Source organism: Pseudomonas mangrovi, from assembly GCF_003052585.1.
Taxonomy (GTDB): Bacteria; Pseudomonadota; Gammaproteobacteria; order Pseudomonadales; family Pseudomonadaceae; genus Aquipseudomonas; species Aquipseudomonas mangrovi.
Genome location: NZ_QASN01000013.1, coordinates 186472 through 205255, shown reverse-complemented (window position 1 = coordinate 205255; position 18784 = coordinate 186472). Strand labels below are relative to the sequence as shown.

Annotated in this window: 17 protein-coding genes; 13 read left to right on the top strand and 4 right to left on the bottom strand. The window is 64.2% G+C overall.

All coding sequences use genetic code 11. The annotated features are described in order from the left end of the window. Nucleotides 1–708, bottom strand: a 708-nt coding sequence (locus tag DBO85_RS07430) for a nucleotide sugar dehydrogenase (RefSeq protein WP_146168167.1), incomplete at its 3' end; no start/stop codon positions are given. 844 nt (nucleotides 709–1552) lie between these two features. Here DBO85_RS07430 and DBO85_RS07425 point away from each other — a divergent pair. Continuing rightward, entirely contained in the window at nucleotides 1553–2326 is a 774-nt protein-coding gene (locus DBO85_RS07425) for a hypothetical protein (RefSeq protein ID WP_108106628.1), read from the top strand. A gap of 68 nt (nucleotides 2327–2394) precedes the next feature. Continuing rightward, complete coding sequence (locus tag DBO85_RS07420) at nucleotides 2395–3000, top strand: TetR/AcrR family transcriptional regulator (protein WP_108106627.1); 606 nt, start codon at nucleotides 2395–2397, stop codon at nucleotides 2998–3000. Nucleotides 3001–3006: 6 nt separating this feature from the next. On the opposite strand, the gene DBO85_RS07415 is transcribed toward DBO85_RS07420, so the two are convergent. Then, nucleotides 3007–3405, bottom strand: coding sequence for a YkgJ family cysteine cluster protein (locus DBO85_RS07415; RefSeq protein WP_108106626.1), 399 nt, complete (start codon nucleotides 3403–3405; stop codon nucleotides 3007–3009). A 230-nt stretch (nucleotides 3406–3635) separates the two neighbouring features. Between DBO85_RS07415 and DBO85_RS07410 the strand changes: the two genes are divergently transcribed. From DBO85_RS07410 to DBO85_RS07380, 7 genes are all read left to right on the top strand, one after another. Continuing rightward, on the top strand, nucleotides 3636–7256 hold the full coding sequence (locus DBO85_RS07410; RefSeq protein WP_108106625.1) for a DUF2339 domain-containing protein: 3621 nt from the start codon (nucleotides 3636–3638) through the stop codon (nucleotides 7254–7256). A gap of 9 nt (nucleotides 7257–7265) precedes the next feature. Beyond that, nucleotides 7266–8657: a DUF3999 domain-containing protein gene (locus DBO85_RS07405; RefSeq protein ID WP_108106634.1), complete on the top strand. Its 1392-nt coding sequence runs from the start codon at nucleotides 7266–7268 to the stop codon at nucleotides 8655–8657. 116 nt (nucleotides 8658–8773) lie between these two features. Then, a complete protein-coding gene (locus tag DBO85_RS07400) occupies nucleotides 8774–10681 on the top strand; it encodes an autotransporter domain-containing SGNH/GDSL hydrolase family protein (protein WP_108106624.1) in 1908 nt (635 codons plus the stop codon). A gap of 304 nt (nucleotides 10682–10985) precedes the next feature. Next, nucleotides 10986–11993: a class 1 fructose-bisphosphatase gene (locus DBO85_RS07395; RefSeq protein ID WP_108106623.1), complete on the top strand. Its 1008-nt coding sequence runs from the start codon at nucleotides 10986–10988 to the stop codon at nucleotides 11991–11993. A gap of 93 nt (nucleotides 11994–12086) precedes the next feature. After that, nucleotides 12087–12578, top strand: a complete 492-nt coding sequence (locus DBO85_RS07390; protein WP_108106622.1) for a disulfide bond formation protein B — start codon at nucleotides 12087–12089, stop codon at nucleotides 12576–12578. A gap of 308 nt (nucleotides 12579–12886) precedes the next feature. Next, on the top strand, nucleotides 12887–13354 hold the full coding sequence (gene rsd, locus DBO85_RS07385; RefSeq protein WP_108106621.1) for a sigma D regulator: 468 nt from the start codon (nucleotides 12887–12889) through the stop codon (nucleotides 13352–13354). 120 nt (nucleotides 13355–13474) lie between these two features. Then, nucleotides 13475–14320, top strand: coding sequence for an AlgP family protein (locus DBO85_RS07380; protein WP_108106620.1), 846 nt, complete (start codon nucleotides 13475–13477; stop codon nucleotides 14318–14320). 30 nt (nucleotides 14321–14350) lie between these two features. Here DBO85_RS07380 and DBO85_RS07375 read toward each other — a convergent pair whose 3' ends face one another. After that, nucleotides 14351–14809, bottom strand: coding sequence for a TIGR02444 family protein (locus DBO85_RS07375; protein ID WP_108106619.1), 459 nt, complete (start codon nucleotides 14807–14809; stop codon nucleotides 14351–14353). 50 nt (nucleotides 14810–14859) lie between these two features. On the opposite strand from DBO85_RS07375, the gene DBO85_RS07370 reads away from it, so the two are divergent. From DBO85_RS07370 to DBO85_RS07355, 4 genes are all read left to right on the top strand, one after another. Continuing rightward, nucleotides 14860–16773, top strand: coding sequence for an ATP-binding cassette domain-containing protein (locus DBO85_RS07370; protein ID WP_108106618.1), 1914 nt, complete (start codon nucleotides 14860–14862; stop codon nucleotides 16771–16773). A gap of 14 nt (nucleotides 16774–16787) precedes the next feature. Beyond that, nucleotides 16788–17354 (top strand): mechanosensitive ion channel domain-containing protein, encoded by a 567-nt coding sequence (locus DBO85_RS07365; protein WP_108106633.1) that lies wholly within the window; start codon nucleotides 16788–16790, stop codon nucleotides 17352–17354. Between the two features lie 109 nt (nucleotides 17355–17463). Then, a complete protein-coding gene (locus DBO85_RS07360) occupies nucleotides 17464–17802 on the top strand; it encodes an enhanced serine sensitivity protein SseB C-terminal domain-containing protein (protein ID WP_108106617.1) in 339 nt (112 codons plus the stop codon). A gap of 46 nt (nucleotides 17803–17848) precedes the next feature. Next, nucleotides 17849–18307 (top strand): YaiI/YqxD family protein, encoded by a 459-nt coding sequence (locus DBO85_RS07355; RefSeq protein ID WP_108106616.1) that lies wholly within the window; start codon nucleotides 17849–17851, stop codon nucleotides 18305–18307. On the opposite strand, the gene DBO85_RS07350 is transcribed toward DBO85_RS07355, so the two are convergent. Next, nucleotides 18304–18774, bottom strand: coding sequence for a thioesterase family protein (locus DBO85_RS07350; RefSeq protein ID WP_108106615.1), 471 nt, complete (start codon nucleotides 18772–18774; stop codon nucleotides 18304–18306). The two genes, DBO85_RS07355 and DBO85_RS07350, sit on opposite strands and share 4 nt — an antisense overlap. Between the last annotated feature and the right edge of the window lie 10 nt (nucleotides 18775–18784).

The following is an 18784-nucleotide window of genomic DNA, read 5'->3' as shown; positions in this document are numbered from 1 at the left end:
GACGCCGGCGGCCTTGGCGATGTTGCCGATCTCGTTGGCGAAGGTGACCTTGGTCGCGTGCCAGACGTTGCAGGTGTACTTGATCATCTCGGCGACGGCGATGTCCTTGCGCACGATGGGCGCGTCGAGCTCACGGTAGAGCTCCTCGAGGATGTCGCCAGCCTTGGGATCGGACTCGCCGATGACGGTCATCGGCGGGAAGTCGTAGTCCTTGATCGCGGTGGATTCGCGCAGGAACTCGGGGTTGACCGCAACGCCGAAGTCGACGCCGGCCTTCTTGCCGGAGCAGTCTTCCAGAATCGGGATGACCACGTTGTTGACGGTACCCGGCAGCACGGTGCTGCGGATCACCACGGTGTGCCAGTTGTTCTTCTCGCGCAGCACGAAGCCGATCTCGCGGCACACCGACTCGATGTAGCCCAGGCCCAGGTCGCCATTCTTCTCGCTCGGCGTACCGACGCAGACCATCGACAGCTCGCTGTCGCGGATCGCCGCGGCGAAATCGGTGGTGCCGCGCAGCAGGCCGGTTTCGATCCCTTTTGCCAGCAACTCGCCAAGCCCAGGCTCGACGATCGGCGACTTGCCCTGATTGATGAGGTCGATCTTGGTGGCGGAAACATCCACGCCGATGACTTCATGGCCCCGGGCCGAAAGACAACCGGCACATACCGCACCTACGTAACCCAAGCCAAAGATGCTGATCCGCATCGTGTTCACCTCTTCAAAATTGCTAGCGCCGTTCACATGAGCCGACTGTGTCGGCCCATCCCTGTTTGATGCCGTCCGGGATCTGCTCCATCGCCGAACGCGGGCATGAAAAGTACCCAGCTGCCACGTGGTTACGTGGCGGCAGGTGGGGGCGTCTTTATTAGGAGTATTTGCCCTGAAGTCCGGTGCCTGGCATGACCAGCGTTCCGGCTCCGGGTTCTTTGATCGACCCGTCGTGCATGAAGCGGCTTATATGACCGGGGCAGCCTGAAATAGTTTTGAGAAGTGTGCTGGCAAAGTGCCGAATACTTAACAAAACGCTCTGTAATGAGCTTTTCAGTCGGTCGATGAATGCTTCATAGGCAAGCCATCTCGGGCGTAAGAGTTGCGTCTTGAAATATAAGTTCATGCCGTTCGTCCGGCTCTGTGAACTAATTCCCAAACAGCTGTTTACTGGCACTGTCGTGCCTATACGTGTTTCCTTCCTTATATAGGTGGCGCTGCAAAAGCCCGCTGTTTAAAGTTGCACTTTGGTGCAAGCAGGTATGGTCGGATTGTCCGACAAGTTGTCCCGTCTCCTTTTGTTATAAAGCCAGCAACATGCCTCTGGTGTAGCGGCTATGACGTGGTCGGCTTTGCAGATCTTGTGCGCGGACATGGATCTGTTCATGCCGTCGGCTAGGGTCTGGCGCTGCGAGGCTGGTTCTCCGGTGGGGCAGAAGAAAGCGGGGCTGGGCAAGCACTTTGAGTGGCGCTACAGTCGCAGAGTGAACGTTCATTCATTTTTGAGGCGTTGGCCTCGACAGGACGCTTCAGCTCACCCCCGGCCAGAAGGAACAACAAGATGAGCAATGAAAAGGTAGAGATCTACGATCTGATGGCGTGCAACGTGTACATGGATTTCGAGGACACCGGGCTGCCCAAGGAGCAGCACAAGTTTCTGATTTCCTTCCATCCATCCGGGGGCCGTCCGGTACACGAGTTGATCGACAGCATCACGGCGTTCGGTCCGGACGGCTACCGCGTCGAGTTCGCCAATCAGGCCTACACCATCTCCAATCTGAACGGGCACATCTTCGACCGTACGACCAATGCGCACTGGTACATGGTGAATCTCTACACCGGCTTCATGCAGCCGGGCGAATACCGGATCGAAGTCAAATGCAAGGATGGCAGTACCAGGAGCATTTCGCGGGTGCAGGACAATGCCCCCTCCGATGCGCTCATGACCGCCTACCGCGCCCATCGCGAAACCCTCAAGGCTTCCTGGAAGCCGGGACACGGCGAGCAGTTGCCGGCAGGCACCGCGCTGAGCAATCTGGAAATTAACTGCACCGCGATCAAGGCGCTCAGTGGTCAGGATGCCTACTACGTGTTCCGACTGTGTGAAGGGCGCAATGGCAAGGAGTTCAACCCGCAGAACCTGGTCTGGTGGGACAACATCTTCCTGCAGCGCTTCGCCGATCCCCGCGCGGGTCTGAATCGCAGCCGGCTGGTGGTGCAGACAGAGCTCAAGCCGGACACCTCCTACGTGTACTTCACCGAGTTGACCGACGGCAACAGCATGGGCGGCACCAACATCTGCATCTTCCAGCCTTACCAGAGCTTCCGCACCTGAGAGCAGTCCCGCGCACGCTGCCTGAAGGCAGGTGCGCGGGCCTCAGCGGAGAGGTAGTATCGCCACCCATGAACGAGCATTCCTCTCCCCAGAAAGCCCCCCGCCCCTGCAAGCGCGAAGCGATCCTGCGTGCCGCCCTGCACGTGTTCGCCGAGCGAGGCGTCAACGGTGTGGCCGTTCCGGAAATTTCCGCGCTGGCGGGGGTCGGCACCGGCACCATCTATCGCTACTTCGATAGCAAGGAAGCCTTGGTCAATGAACTGTTTCGCGAAGAGAAGCAGGCGCTTGGTCGTCGGTTGTTCACCGACGTGGATCGCAATGCCGATCCGTATGCGCTGTTCTGCGATTTCTGGGAGCGGCAGCTGACGTTCATCCGTGAGGCGCCGGATGCCTATCGCTTTCTCGAGCTTCAGGATCATCAGCCCTATCTGGATGAGGCCAGCCGCGAGCAGGAGCGGCGCATCCTGGCCCCTATCACCAAGACCGTAAGGCTGTTGCAGGAAAAGGGCGTTTATCGCTCGGATATACGCAGCGAAGTGCTGATGGCGATGGTCTGGGGAGTGGTGGTGAACCTGTTCAAGTCCGATCGAACCGGTCACCTGTCCCTTTCCGAGAGCGATCTGCTGGCCGCCCGCGACGCCTGCTGGGCATTGTTGTGCGGGCCTGCACGCTAAGAAGGCTCAAGCGTTTTTCGGACGGTAGGCGCAGTAGCCAGGGCGGGGCCCTATCTTCGGATGGTTGCGGCAGGTATCCGGGCGCTTGTCATAGATGGTGCACAACCGGCTCTTGCGATCCAGGTAGAGGCAGTCGCCATTGCCCTGGCGGGTCAGGGTGTAGCGGCCGAACTTCTGATGGAAGCGCTCGATGATGCCGTCCTTGAGCAGGCGTTTGGCGATCTGCTTGGGCGGTTCGCTGCGTTCGAACTCGTCGACCACGCCGATACGCAGTAGATCGTCGAAGCGCACGTCCACCGGCATGGTGCAGCAGCTGGAGATGCAGCTGCTGCACATGCTCTTCTCGTAGCGAATCCAGGTTTCGGTGCGCTCAAGTTCGGCGCCAACGATCAACAACTTGGTCATGCAGGGTTCCTCGGTGCGTCGCCGCCACCTCTGATGGGCGCGCATCATAGCGGTCCGCGGCGATTTTAGAAGGCCCCGCCGTCGGCGAACATTTGGCCTGGCTGTGATCTGGCTGGCATTTGGCCCGCATGCCGCAGAGGCGCGGCTGGATATACTCGCCGATCGATTTCGCGTCGACCACCGACGCACACAGGGAAAGGCGGCGCCGCTGGCGCCAGGAGTTGTTGCGCATGCAATGGATACTGATGCTGGTGGGCCTGATCGCCGGGGGGCTGGCAGGGCAGTCGGCGACGGCCGCGCTGCTTGGCGGCGTGCTGGGTCTGAGTCTGGGACAGGCGTTGCGCCTGCACCAGATCGAGCGGGAGAACCGCGCGCTGAAGCTGGAACAGACGAGCTTCGCCGAACGTTTTGCCCGGGGCACGGCGGTACTGCATGAGCGCCTGCTGGCGCTGGAGGAATCGGCACGACGCGAGCCGGCAACCGGCGCTACCTCGGAGCCGCCGCCGACTGCAGAGCCGCCACTCAACGTGCAGGAGCCGCCAACAGCTGTGGTCGATGCGTTGGCGGCGGTTGCGGACGACGCGGCCGAGAAGCCGGTCGAGTTCGAGCCGAGCTTCGATCTGGAAGAGGTCGAGCCGATCAGGCCGGTGCCGGCGGCTGCGCAGGCGGTGGTCGAGCCGACCGTGCGCGTTGCAGCTCCACGTCCGCGACCGCAGGCGCCGCCGTTGCCCCGCGAGCCATCGCTGATCGAGCGCGCCCTGGTCGGCGCACGCGACTGGCTGTTGGGCGGCAATACGGTACTGCGGGTTGGTGTCGTGCTGCTGTTTCTCGGCCTTGCTTTCCTGCTGCGCTATGCCACCGAGGGCATGGTGGTGCCGATCGAGCTGCGCTATGCCGGTGTCGCGGCAGCTGCCGTGGCGCTGCTCGGCCTGGGCTGGTGGCTGCGCAAGCGTCGCAACGGCTACGCGTTGATCCTGCAGGGCACCGGGATCGCAGTGCTCTATCTGACGATCTTCGCGGCGATGCGTCTGCACCCGCTGCTCGGCTCAACCGAGGCGCTTGCCCTGCTGGTGCTGGTGACCTGCTGTTCGGCGATTCTGGCGGTCACTCAGAATGCGCTGGGGCTGGCCGCTGCCGCGGCGCTCGGCGGCTTCGCCGCGCCGATCCTCACGTCCACCGGCAGTGGCAACCACGTTGCCCTGTTCTCCTACTTCATCCTGCTCAACAGCGGCATCTTCGCCATCGCCTGGTTCAGGGCCTGGCGTTTGCTCAATCTGATCGGCTTTCTCGGCACCTTCGGCATAGGCCTGGCCTGGGGCATGCGTTCCTACACGCCGGAGCTGTTCTGGAGTACCGAACCGTTCCTGCTGCTGTTCTTCCTGATGTATGTCGGCATAGGCCTGCTGTTTGCCCGCCGGAGGCTGATGGATGCCGGGCCGGCGCCGCAGGACGCAGGGCGTGCGGAGCTGTTGCGCTGGTCGGCGCGGCAGGGCGACTACCTCGACGCCACGGTGCTGTTCGGCCCGCCGATCATCGGCTTCGGTCTGCAGTTCGCGGTGGTCCGGCACCTTGAGTTCGGCGCGGCCTTCAGCGCCCTCGGGCTGGGACTTTTCTACATGTTCCTGGCGCGCCTGCTGGCCGGCCGGGCGCGGGTTTCCCTGCTGATGGAAACCTGCCTGGCGCTGGGCGTAGTGTTCGGCAGCCTGGCGATTCCGCTGGGCCTGGATGCGCGCTGGACCTCCGCGGCCTGGGCGGTGGAGGGCGCCGGCATCTACTGGCTGGGGCTGCGCCAGCGCCGGCCGCTGGCGCGGATGTTCGCGCTGTTGCTGCAGGCAGGCGCGGCGATCGCATTCCTCACGGAACTGCGCGGCGGCTCGGACACACTGTTGTCCGGCGCGCCGCTGGGTGCGCTGATGCTCGGCGCGGCGTTGTTGTTCGTCTACTGGAAGCTGCGCAGCACGCCGGTCGAGGTGGCGCTGAGCGGTGAGCGCCATGCGTTGCCGTGGCTGGCGAGTCTCGGCCTGGCCTTCCTCTACCTGATCGCGCCTCTGTGCTTCGCCACCGAAGGCACGGCCATCAGCTGGGCCGCAGCGGGGCTGGCGAGCATCTGGCTCGGTCTGCGTCTGCAGGCCCGCAGTTTCCTGTTCTGCGCCTTCGGCGTACAGCTGCTGGGTGGCCTGCTGTTCCTGCTGCAACTGGAATCCGCGGGTCAGGGCGCGGTGTTCAGTGCCGGCTGGCGAGGTTTGCTGGCAGCTTCGTTGATTGGCCTGGCGCTGGTACTCGGCATGCTTCTGGCGGCGCGCGATCCGTCGGTACGCGAGGATCGTCGCCTTATGGTCGGGCTGTCGGTCGTGCTGCTGGCAGGTCTGGTGTTCATCAATCTGGCGGTGCTCTTCGTACTCCCCTGGCAGACCGCCAGCGCGGTCTGGGCGGGCAGCGGCCTGGTCATCGTCTGGCTGAGCCTGTTCCTGCAGCAGCGTGCGAGCTTCTACTTCGGCTTGCTGCTGCAACTGGTCGGCGGTGTGGCATTTCTGGGGGCCAGCCCGTTGCTGTTCGCCCAGCTCAGCGGCGAGGGCCTGCGGCCGTTGGCCCATGGCGGCTTCTGGACGCCTGCGGCGTTGGCAATGGCGGCGCTGGTTGGCGCCTGGCGGCTGTGGGCCGTGGAGCGCGACGAGCGCGCCGGCCGGCTCGACGACATCAGTCTTGCACGGCTGTCGCAGGTGCTGGTGATCTGGGGCGCGGCCTGGTGGGCGCTGGCTGCCATCAGCGAGGTGTTGCGTTTCGCCGAGCCTGCGCTGCAGGCGCCGCTGCTGCTGGGCGTTGCCGCCGTCAGTGGCGTGCTATGGATGCTCTGGGCGCTGCGCGCGCGCTGGAGTGCGCTGGCGATGCTCTGCCCACTGTTGATTCCGGCGGGTGCGACCATCCTGCTGCACGCCTGGCATGCTCGCTACCATCCGGCTGCCGATTTTGCCTGGCTGGGCTGGATCGCGCTGTTTGCCGTGCATTTCCTCAGCCTGCGCAGGCTCGAGGCGCTGTTGCCCAGCGGTGTGCTGCGTGCAGCCCATGTGGCTGGCTGCTGGCTGCTGATCGGCGTGCTGTCACTTGAGCTGCGCTACCTGCTGCTGCTGCTGTCGGAAAGCTACAACGCCTGGCGCTGGCTGGGCTGGGCGCTGTTGCCCGGGCTCTACCTGGTTGCCATGGCTGCACCGCGGCGCTGGCCGTGGCCGGTGGCAGCCTTCCAGCGCGAGTACCGTCTGCTGGCCGCTGCGCCACTGGCTGCATTGATGCTCGGCTGGTTCTGGCTGGCGAACTTCTTCAGCGACGGTGCGGCCGAGCCGCTGCCCTTCGTGCCGCTGCTCAATCCGCTGGAGCTGGGCCTTGGTTTCGTTCTGCTGGGCGTCTTCGTCTGGCTGCGCAGCGGCCTTGCGGCGTGGGGGGCGAGCCACTCGCTGGTTCGGCGGCTGCCGCAACTGGTGGTCGGTCTGTCGCTCTTCGCACTGCTGACGGCGGCGGTGATGCGTGCGGCGCACCATTGGGGTGGCGTGCCGTTCCGGCTCGACGCGCTGCTCGATTCGATGCTGGTGCAAGCCGGCCTGTCGCTGGTCTGGACCCTGGTCGCGCTGGCGCTGATGATCGGCGGCCACCTGCGCGTGCGCCGCGAGCTGTGGCTGGTCGGGGCGGCGCTGATTGCAGTGGTGGTGGCCAAGCTGTTCTTCGTCGAGCTGGGCAACCGCGGCGGACTGGAGCGAATCGTGTCCTTCATTGGCGTCGGCGTGCTGCTGCTGGTCGTCGGCTATTTTGCGCCGCTGCCCCCGCAGCGCGAGTCACCTTCGCAACAGGAGTCCCACTGAATGTTCCCTATGGATGTACCTTGCCATCGACGTTCGCGCGTACCGGCGACGCTGTTGGCCCTCTGTTGCGCCTGGCTGCCGCTGTCGGCAATCGCGGCAGACCGGCCTGAGGACTTTGCTGCGCAGGCAGCCCTGGCTCTTGAGGGGGAGGGTCCCTGGTACCGCCTCGATGTGCCAATGACCGTTCATCTGGCGGCAGCCCATGGCGACCTGCGCGATCTGCGCATCTTCGATGCGGACGGCCAGGCGCAGGCCTATCACCTCGGCTCGGGACGCGAGCAGTACCGCGAGACGCGTCAGGAAACCGCGGTGGCGCGCTTCCCGCTGTATGCCCCGCGCAATTCCCAGGACGTTCCCGAAGTGCGCATTCGTCGCGGTGAGGGCGGCACGCTGGTCGAGGTCGCTCCGCAAGGTCGTCAGGAGCCAGAGGCGCAGCAGCTGCGCGGCTGGTTGCTGGACGGCAGTGCCGTGCAGGATTCGTTGCAGCAGCTGGTGTTGGATTGGGACGAGCAGGAAGGCGAGGGCTTCCAGCAGTTCTCCATCGAGGCCAGCGATGATCTGCAGCACTGGCGTGCCTGGGGTACCGGTCAGGTGGCGCGCCTGGCATTTGCCGACGAGCGCATCCTGCAGGCCGAAGTGGAGTTGCCAGGTCTCAAGGCACGCTATCTGCGCCTGCTCTGGCTCGAGCCCAGGCAGGCGCCGAACCTGCGCAGCGCAACGCTGATCAGCGTGCGCGGCGACCGCCAGGCGGCACCCTTGAACTGGTCGGAGCCGCTCGTCGCCGGGCGCACCGGGAACGGCGAGCTGATCTGGGAGCTGCCTATGGCGCTGCCGGTGGAACGGGTACGCGTCGAACCGATCGAGCGCGGCACCCTTGCCCCGGTGCGGTTGAGTGGCCGGGCTGAGGTCTCCCAGCCCTGGCGCGGGCTGGTCAGCGGCGTGCTCTACCACCTGCCGGAGCAGGGTGTGGAACGGCTCAATGACGAGTTGACGCTGCCGGGCCTGGCGGTCCGCCAGCTGAGCATGCGGGTCGACCCCCGTGGCGGCGGTCTGAGTGGCGAGCCAAGGCTGCGGGTTGCGCTGCCTGCCTCGCAGGTGATCTTCCTGGCACGCGGCAAGCCGCCGTACACGCTGGCGGTGGGAAACCCACGGCTGCAGGATCAGAGCCTGCCGCTGAGCACCCTGCGCCCAGGGCAGGCAACCGGTTCGACGGACTTTGCAGTCGCTCGGGTCGATGGATCGGTGCGCTTTTCCTCCGCCGGGCAGCCGCCGGATGGGGCCGCTGCCGCAGGCGGCATCGAGGCCAAGCGACTAGGTCTGTGGGTAGTACTGCTCAGCGGGGTGGGCCTGCTGGTCATGATGAGCCTGAAGATGCTGCGAAAGCCTGCCGAAGAAGTGTGATGGCCATATGGTGGCCACCCGAACGGGTGACTAACCCGTTCGGGTGGTTCCTTCGCCGGGAATCGGCACTAGAGTCCACCCCAGTTTGCCAATAACAAGAACGAAGGTGTGGATTGATGAAGCGAGTCCTATCTCCGCTGGCGGCCGCGTGCCTGCTGGCCATTGCGGCCCCCCAGGCCAGCGCCGCGGCGTACAGCGGCATGGTGGTTTTCGGTGACAGTCTCAGTGATGCGGGACAGTTCTCCATTGGCACCAACCCGATTCGTTTCACTACTCAGGTGGGCCCTGGCTACAACTTTGCCGGAGCGGAGTTATACGGCAATACCTCGCCGATGTTCATCAACGACATGCTTGGACTGTCTTCCCAGGTTGCCTCGACCAGTCCGTTGCGCCAGGCGCTAGGCCAGGCTGATGGCGACAACTGGGCGGTGGGGGGCTACACCACGCAGCAGATCTACAACTCGATCACTCAGCCCGGGGGCTCGGTTGTCGCATCTGGCGGCATCCCTTTGCGCACTCGCGACGGTTATCTTGCCGGCGGTCGCGTGGTTGATTCCAACACGCTCTTCTACGTCAATGGCGGCGGCAACGACTTCTTGCAAGGTCTGGTCGTGAGCGTTCCCACCGCGCAGGCCGCCGGCGGACGTCTGGCTGATAGCGTTCAGGCGCTTAGCAATGCGGGCGGTCGCTACTTCATGGTGCCCATGCTGGTGGATGTCCCCAGCCCTTCCACTGGCGGTCTGTTCGATCCTGCCCAATACGCGCTGGCACAGGCGTTCAATGGCGAGCTGCTGCGTCGGCTGAGCCTGATCGATGCTGAAATTATTCCGCTCAATGTTCCGCTGCTGTACCGCGAAGTACTGGCCAATCCTGGGCTCTATGGTTTCGACGCCAGCCAGAACCTGGTGGGGACCTGCTTCTACTCGGTGACCATCACCGGGGCTACTGGTTGCGGTAACGCGACCTGGGGAGCCGCTGGGGCCACACCGGACCCAAGCAAGCTGATCTATGCGGATCTGGTCCACCCGACCACTGCGATGCAGAAGATCCTCGCCGACCAGGGTTTCTCGATTCTTTCCGCCCCCTGGGAGGTCAGTCTGCTACCGGAGGCCGCGAACGCCAGCCTGCGCGCCAGCCATGACCAACTGCGTGGCCAGTGGCAGGGTGACTGGGGCAACTGGCAGGACGTGGGCCAGTGGCGTGGCTTCCTCGGTGGCGGTACCCAGCACCACAACTTCGACGCTGCCGACACCTCGGCCTCCGGCGATGGCGATAGCTACGGCCTGCATGCCGGTGGCAGCTACCGTCTGGACGAGCAGTGGCGCGTGGGTGCGGCGATCAACGTGCAGCAACAGAAGCTGGAGCTGGGAGCCCGGGATTCCGAGTACAGCCTGCGCAGCTACCTGGCCAGCGCCTTCGCTCAGTACCACGATGGTCTGGTCTGGTTCGACGGTACCCTGACTGCTGGCTACGTGGACTACCATGATCTGGAGCGCCGCTTCTCGATGGGTATCACCACTCGCACCGAGGAAGGCGATACCGACGGTTACCTGTTCGCTCTTGGCGGTCGCCTCGGGGTAGAGCTTGGTGTGGCCGATACCGCGCTGAAGATCAGTCCCTTCGTCAGTGCCGATTATGCCCACCTGCAGGTCAATGGCTACGATGAGAAGGGTTCCAGCTCCACTGCCCTTAGCTATGCCGATCAGCAGCGTGAGTCGCAGCGTCTTGGTGTGGGCGTCCAGGCCCGCTACCAGTTCAGTGAGGCTACTGCAGTGTTCGGTGAAATCAGTCGTGAGAAGGAGTTCGGTGACGACAGCAGCGACGTCAAGATGGAGCTGAACAGTGTCCGTGGTCTGGACTTCAGGCTGAAGGGCTACGAGCCTGATGACCGTCTGACCCGTTTCAGCCTCGGCGCGCAGCACCGCATCACGCCAGCGCTGGCCCTGCGTGGCGCATACAACTACCGGCACGCGGCCAACGACAATCTGCATGGCGCCAATCTATCCGTGGTTTTTGACTGGTAGTTTTCCAGTCGCGGCGGCGCGGGAGGCTCCGCCGCCTTCTCTCCGCAACACCATGAAAGCCCGCACAGGATGTTGCGGGCTTTTGTGTTGCAGAGCCCTGTCCTGCCGGGATTTTCATCGACTCGCAGAACTCCGAGCGAAGCGGCGGGTCTCTGGATTGCCTGTTCCTGAGCGGTTGCCGTCTCGGCGCCGCGCGGATGCTGGGTGATCTGCCGCTCTTCGCTTTTTCCTTCTGTCCGCACGGGTCAGCGAAGCCTTTAGCGGGTAGACTGTGCGCGCTTTTTTCATCCCTCCGGAGCCTTCCATGTCCCGCATAACCCTGAGTCGCTATCTCATCGAGCAGACCCGCAGCCATCAGACACCGGCCGATCTGCGCTTTCTCATCGAGGTTGTTGCGCGGGCGTGCAAGGCGATCAGCCACCAGGTCTCGAAAGGCGCGTTGGGTGGCGTGCTGGGCAGCATGGATACCGAGAACGTCCAGGGCGAAGTGCAGAAGAAGCTCGACGTGCTCTCCAACGAGATCCTGCTGGAGGCGAACGAGTGGGGTGGCCACCTGGCCGGGATGGCGTCCGAGGAAATGGACAACGCCTACCAAATCCCGGGCAAGTACCCCAAGGGCGCCTACCTGCTGGTTTTCGATCCGCTCGACGGCTCTTCCAACATCGATGTGAACGTCTCCGTCGGCACCATTTTTTCGGTGCTGCGTTGTCCGGAGCGCAACGGCTGCGAAGGTGATCTGGGCGAAGAGGCGTTTCTTCAGCCAGGTACCAGCCAGGTTGCCGCCGGTTATGCCATCTACGGCCCGCAAACCATGCTGGTGCTGACGCTGGGTAATGGTGTGAAGGGTTTCACCCTGGATCGCGAGCTGGGCAGCTTCGTGCTCACCCACGAGGACATTCGGGTGCCGGAAGCCACTGCCGAGTTCGCCGTCAACATGTCCAACCAGCGCCATTGGGAGGCACCGGTACAGCGTTATGTCGGCGAGTTGCTGGCCGGCAAGGAGGGTCCGCTGGGCAAGAACTACAACATGCGCTGGATCGCCTCAATGGTCGCCGACGTTCATCGCATCCTCACTCGCGGCGGTGTGTTCATGTACCCGCGCGATTCGCGCGAGCCGGAAAAGCCGGGGAAGCTGCGACTGATGTACGAGGCCAACCCGATGTCGATGATCATCGAACAGGCCGGCGGCGCCTCCACCGACGGCAGCCAGCGCATTCTGGACATCCAGCCGACTTCGCTGCATCAGCGGGTGGCGGTTTTCCTCGGCTCGAAGGAAGAGGTCGAGCGCGTCACTGCCTATCACCAGGCGTGATGCTGCTGCGCCAGGACAGGCGCGCTGCTTGAAAGACGAGACGGCTTTCCTCTACCGTAGCCGTCCTTCGATCTGACCCGCAATGGAGCGCACATGTCGCTGAGCAGTCCGCGTTCGCTATTTCTCCTGGCCTTTGTCGGCTGCCTGGCAATCATGGCCGGGGCGCTGTTTCTCGAGCATTACGTCGGCTTGAATCCCTGCCCGCTGTGCATCGTCCAGCGGGTTTGCGTGATTCTGTTCGCGCTGGTCTGCCTGGCCGCTGCCGTGCACGGGCCCGCCGCGCTGGGGCGGCGGATCTATGCAGTGCTGGCGTTGCTGTTCGCCGGGTTCGGTGCCGCTACTGCGGGGCGGCAGATCTGGCTGCAAGGACTGCCCGCCGACGAATTGCCTTCCTGCTTGCCCAGTCTCGACTACATGCTCGACGTGCTGCCGTTCCAGGAGATCCTCCGACTGGTCCTGCATGGCACGGCGGATTGTGCGGAAGTGGGTTGGACGCTGTTCGGCATGAGCGTTCCCGAGTGGAGCATGCTGGCCTTCGTCGCCATGATCCTGTTCGGCCTGTTTCAGTTGTTCCGACGCGGCTGAGTTTTCGCTTCCCATCGAAGCGGCGATCCACTCCGCGAAAAGCGCGACCTCTTCACGTTTCGCAATGAACGTCCTGAAACCCGCTGGTTCCTATCGATCAGGCACCCGCGTACGGCTGTTCGGTGACGCGGAACGAACGTGCGTATGAAAAATGCCTGCCGGTCGTCTTGCTGGGGTAGGGTGGCGGGCATACTCTGCGGTTGATGGACGGCGCATGGCGTCCCAGACGCAGACTGCCGCCATTGTCCTTGCCGGGCCGTGGATCGGTCTTCACAACGAATCTGTCGAGAAATGGACGAGGGATCATCATGCTTGAGAAATGCGCGAGCGCCCAAGAGCGCTGGGGCGGGGTGCATCAGCTGATCGACCGCTGGCTGCGCGAGCGTCACGAACTGGTTGGAGCTTTCGGCGAGCTCGTGCAGGCTGCCCCGGTTGCCGATGCCAAGCAGGTTCAGCGCTTCTGCCAGATTCTGGTGGACTATGTGTCAGCCGGACATTTCGAGGTTTATGAGCAGCTCGCCAATGAGGCGCGCGCGTTTGGCGACGAGCGCGGGCTGCAACTGGCCAAGCAGATCTATCCGCGTCTGGAGGCCATCACGGAAGCAGCCCTGACCTTCAATGACCGCTGCGATAACGGCGACTGTCGCGATGGCGCCTGTCTGAGTGAAGAGCTCAAGCGCCTCGGACAGAACCTGCACGAACGCTTCGAGCTGGAAGACTGCCTGATCGAGGTGCTGCACAACGCTCACCAGCAGCAGCCCGAAACCGCCAGCTGAAGTCCGCGGATCACTCCCTGGCGCCGTTGACACTCTCTGCGACGGTGCTTGCAGGGCCACTGGCACGGGTCTGCGCGCAGGCATAGTATTGCGCTGACCCTAGCCGCCAGGAGGCCCGTCATGCCATCTCCGAAGAAGTCCGTCGTCACTCCGCTGCATCTTCTGCATCAACTGTCCCATAGCCTCATCGAGCACCTCGAGGATGCCTGCACCCAGGCGCTGGTCGAGGCCGAGAAGCTGCTGGCGAAACTCGAGAAGCAGCGCGGCAAGGCGCAGGAAAAACTGCACAAGGCACGTGCCAGGCTGCAGGACGCCGCAGAGCAGGGCAAGGCCAAGGCGCAGGCCAAGAGTCGCAGCCTGATCGGTGATATCGAAGAACTGCTTGATGCGCTCAAGTCGCGCCAGACCGAGACTCGCGCCTATATCGCCCAGCTCAAGCGCGATACCCAGGAAAGCCTGCGACTGGCTCAGGGTATCGGCAAGGTGAAGGAGGCAGCTGGCAAGACCCTGGTTGCGCGTGAAGCGGCACAAGCCAAGCCTGCCCCGGTCAAGTCTGCAAGCAAGGCCAAGCCCGTCGTGAGCAAGCCGGCGGCACGCAAGCCTGCAGCCAAACCTGCTGCAAGCAAGCCTGCTGCGACGGCCGCCAAGCCCGCCACGGCCACTTCGAAGGGTGCGGCCAAAGCAGCTACCAAGGCGCCTGCCAAGGTCGCCAGCAAGCCGGCAACCAAAGCTGGTGCCAAGCCCGCGGCGAAACCGGCGACCAAGCCAGTCGCCGCAACGGCAGCGGCTGCCAAGGCACCGGCCGCGACGGTCAAGCCAGCGAGCAAGCCTGCGGCACGCAAGCCAGCTGCCCGCAAGCCGGCGCCGCCCAAGGCTGCCGCAGCGAAACCGGCAGCCGCGAAATCGGCTGAAGTCGCACCCGCTGCCGCACCTGCAGCCGAGCCGGCCGCAGCGTCCAAGGCCTGAATCCGTTCGTGCAGGGTGATGCCGGTGGCATCACCCTGCGCTTTCATACCTCAGCAACTGACGCAGCGTGGCGTCGTCCGTCAAATGCCTGGCCCAACTGTGACAGGCGCCTGCATCGCCCCCTGACATGTCGCCTGGCCAACTCTGACAAGCTGCTTGCAGGCGTTGGAGAAGTAGCCGTTCCGCGCGCAATTCCAGCTGCTTTACCTCTTCGCGCAGCACCGCGACCTCGGTGTCGCTGGCTGCCGCCGATCGCCAGCTGTTGCGCAGCGCTCGGAGCGGGGCGATAAAAGCGCTCTCGTGGGCCTGGGTCAGGTTCTGTAGCAGCCTTTGCCTATCCGCGCGCCAGGCTATCCGTCGTGACTCCAGCCAGGCGCCACAGAGCAGCAGGCAGACATTTTCGCCCGCGTCCTGGGCTCGCAGACAGGCTTCCTCGACGCCGGGAAGGGCGTAGAGCGCGAGGGCAAAATCCCACAGATCTTTCGGCATGCGACTCCCGGCGCTATTGAAGGGCGAAGCTGCTAGACTCCGCCGCCATTATGATCCGACTGCAAAATCTCACTCTGCAACGTGGTCCGCAGCGCCTGCTCGAAGGCGCCGAGCTGACCCTGCACGCTGGCCAGAAGGTCGGCCTTATCGGTGCCAATGGTGCCGGAAAATCCAGCCTCTTTGCGCTGCTGCGCGGTGAACTCGGCCCGGATGCCGGCGATTGCCAGATCCCACCCGACTGGCGTATCGCACACATGCGTCAGGAAGTCGATGACCTGACGCGCCCGGCAGTGGCCTACGTGCTCGACGGCGATCAGCAGTTGCGGGCCATCCAGGTACAGCTGGAGGTTGCCGAACTGGGCCATGACGGCGTCGCGCTGGCGCGCCTGCATGGCGAGCTGGACGCGGCCGGCGGCTATACCGCCGATTCGCGGGCGCGCAAGCTGCTCGCCGGACTGGGTTTCGCCAGTGAGCAGATGGAGCTGGCGGTGGGGAGCTTTTCCGGTGGCTGGCGCATGCGCCTGAACCTGGCCCAGGCGCTGATGTGCCCATCCGACCTGCTGCTGCTCGACGAACCGACCAACCACCTGGATCTGGATGCGATTCTCTGGCTGGAGGATTGGCTCAAGAGCTATCCCGGAACCCTGTTGCTGATCTCCCACGACCGCGACTTTCTCGATGCCGTGGTCGAGCACGTGGCGCACCTCGAACAACAGAAGCTGACGCTCTATCGTGGCGGCTATTCCGCCTTCGAGCGCGCGCGGGCCGAGCGCCTGGCGCAGCAGCAGCAGGCGTTCGAGAAGCAACAGGCGCAGCGTGCGCACATGGAAAGTTTCATTCGCCGGTTCAAGGCGCAGGCGACCAAGGCGCGCCAGGCCCAGAGCCGCATCAAGGCCCTCGAAAGGCTTGAGGAGCTGGCGCCGGCGCACGTCGATTCGCCTTTCGATTTCCGCTTTCGCGAGGCCGACAAGGTGTCCTCGCCACTGCTCGACATGGCCGAGGTCAGCCTTGGCTATGGTTCCAGGACGGTGCTGGCGAAGGTCAAGCTGCAGCTGGTGCCAGGCGCGCGCATCGGTCTTCTCGGGCCTAACGGCGCTGGCAAGTCGACCCTGATCAAGACCCTGGCTGGCGAGCTGGAGCCGCTTGGCGGCAGGCTGCAGCGTGGCGAGAATCTGTCCATCGGCTATTTCGCCCAGCATCAGCTCGATTCGCTGGATCCAAAGGCGAGCCCGCTGTTGCACCTGCAGCGTCTGGCGGCCACGGAACGCGAGCAGATGCTGCGGGATTTCCTAGGTGGTTTCGACTTTCGCGGTGCGCGTTGTGACGAGCCGGTGGTGAACTTCTCCGGCGGTGAGAAGGCACGCCTGGCGCTGGCACTGATCGCCTGGGAGAAGCCCAATCTGCTGCTGCTCGACGAGCCGACCAACCACCTGGATCTGGAAATGCGCCTGGCGCTGACCATGGCGTTGCAGGATTTCGAGGGCGCCGTGCTGGTGGTATCCCACGATCGGCATCTGCTCAAGAGCACCACCGACGAGTTTCTGCTGGTCGCCGACGGTCACATCCAGGCCTTCGACGGCGATCTGGAAGACTACGCGCGCTGGTTGCTCGAGTTCCGCTCGCGCCAGCAGGCGCCGCAGCAGCAGGAAGACGAGCCGCTCGATCGTACCGACAAGCGCGCCCAGCGCCAGGCAGCTGCGGCGCTGCGCCAGCAGCTGGCACCGTTTCGCAAGAAGGCGGAGCTGCTCGAGAAGGCGCTGGGCGAGCTGCACGCCAGCTTGGCTGTGGTGGAGGCCCGGCTGGCCGACAGCGCTCTCTACGAGGCGGCGCGCAAGGAAGAGCTGCGCCTGGCGCTGGCTGAACAGGCGCAGCTGAAAGTGCGCGAGAGCGAGCTGGAAGAGCAATGGCTCGAGGCGCTGGAGACGCTGGAGTCGCTGCAACAGCAATTGGAGGAGGCATCGTGAGGGAGCAGTTGCTGATGCTTTCGTCGCAGTGGGGCGGCCAGCTCGGCCTCGGCTTGCAGATATTGCTGATTCTGCTGCTGGCCTATCTGCTGCAGCGCCTGATTACGCGCGCGCTGACGCGTCTGGATCAGCGTTATCGGCTGCCGCCGGAATTGCTGCTGACGTTGCGTGGCGGCTTGCGCTGGTTGGTCATGGGCAGTGCACTGATCATGGTGTTGGAACGTGTCGGGGTGTCGGCCACGGTCTTGTGGACTGCGGTGTCCGGCTTCGTCGCGGTCGCGGCGATTGCCTTCTTCGCGATCTGGAGCGTGCTCTCCAACCTGCTTTGCGCGGTGCTGATCCTCACGGTCGGTCCGTTTCGCCTGGGCGACGTGGTCGAGATCATCGAGAGCGCCGAGAAGCCGGTGGTCAAGGGGCGGGTGATCGCGATCAACATGCTCTACACCACACTCGAGGAAAGTGTCGAAAGCGGGCCGGCCCCGATCGTGCAAGTACCGAACAACCTGTTTTTCCAGAAGGTGGTGCGGCGTATGCGTGGCGCCGATCCTCTGAGCATCCCGACCAGCAGTGGCGATAACTGATCGACAGGGCGCAACACCGGGGGATATGGCTAGAAGCGTGACCGCTGTCGATGCAGTGGCAGGGGCTGGTTCTCTAGACTGCGGCCTCTCATCACTGCGAGCACTGCGCATGTCCGACACCTGCGTGCAATCCGGAACCTATGCCGACACCGGCGAGATGGCGCTGGCGCCGTTGCAGCATCCGCCGCTGCAGGAGGCGATCAGCGCCGCCTGCGACAAGCTGCCGATCAGCGTTGCCTACCTCGCTGCCCTGCGTGACAGCGCGCTGGGTCCGCAGCCGCGCCTGCTGCTGGCCGTCAGCGGCAGCACCACCAACAGCCAGCGGCGGCTCGCTGCCCTGGTGGCGCAGATGTTGCCCGAGGAGCTGGAGATGGATCTCATCGAACTGGCCGATGACAGTCTGTCGGATGCGGTGCGGGCTCGCTGCGAGCCGTTCTACAGCGCCTGAGCGCCTATACTGGCAGCCCTTTTCCGACCTGAGAGTCGCCAATCCGATGCGTGTCTGGATCGATGCCGATGCCTGCCCTCGTGCGGCCAAGGACCAGCTGGTCAAGTTTGCCCTCAAGCGAAAGTTCGACGTGGTCCTGGTTGCCGGGCAGCCACAGATCAAGCCAGCGTTCGCCTGCGTGAAACTGATAGTAGTGCCCAGCGGGCCGGATGCTGCCGACGACTATCTGGTGGAGCATGCGCTACCGGGCGAGCTGGTGATCTGCAGCGACATTCCCCTGGCCGACCGACTGGTGAAGAAGGGCGTGGCTGCGCTCGATCCGCGCGGCCGCGAATTTGACGAAAGCAACATGGGTGAGCGGCTGGCGGTGCGCAACCTGTTCACTGACCTGCGCGAGCAGGGGCAGGTCGGCGGCGGCCAGGGCGCCTACTCGGATCGGGACAAGCAGGCGTTCGCCAATGCGCTGGATCGCATCCTCACGCGCTTGCAGGCGGCTTCGCGCTAGCCGCAGAGATAGGTGCCGGTGCCGACCGCGACCCGCACACCTTCCTCGTTATGCAGTTCACTGCGGACCACCGCGACCTTGTTGCCGGAGCGCAGCAGAGTGGCGTCGGCGGTGAACAGCGTGCCGCGTCCTGGGCGCAGGTAGTCCACTCGCAAATCGATGGTGCCGAGCTTGGCCAGCCGCGCCATGCGTTCCGCCGTCGGCAGCTGGTGATGGCGCTCGAAGGCGCCGATCAGCGCCATCGCTCCTCCGGCTACGTCGAGCAGGGTGGCAATCGCCCCGCCATGCAGAATTCCCTGGAAATGGTTGCCGATCAGCTCGGGCTTCATCGGCAGTTCCATCTTCACCCGCTCCTGGGTGACTTCGGTGAGGGTGATGCCGAGGAAGAGGTTGAACGGGATCTGGTCGAACAGGCGGCGTACCGCCTGCTCCTGCTCGGGGCCAAGTACGAAGGGCGCGTGGGACATCTGTGGCAGA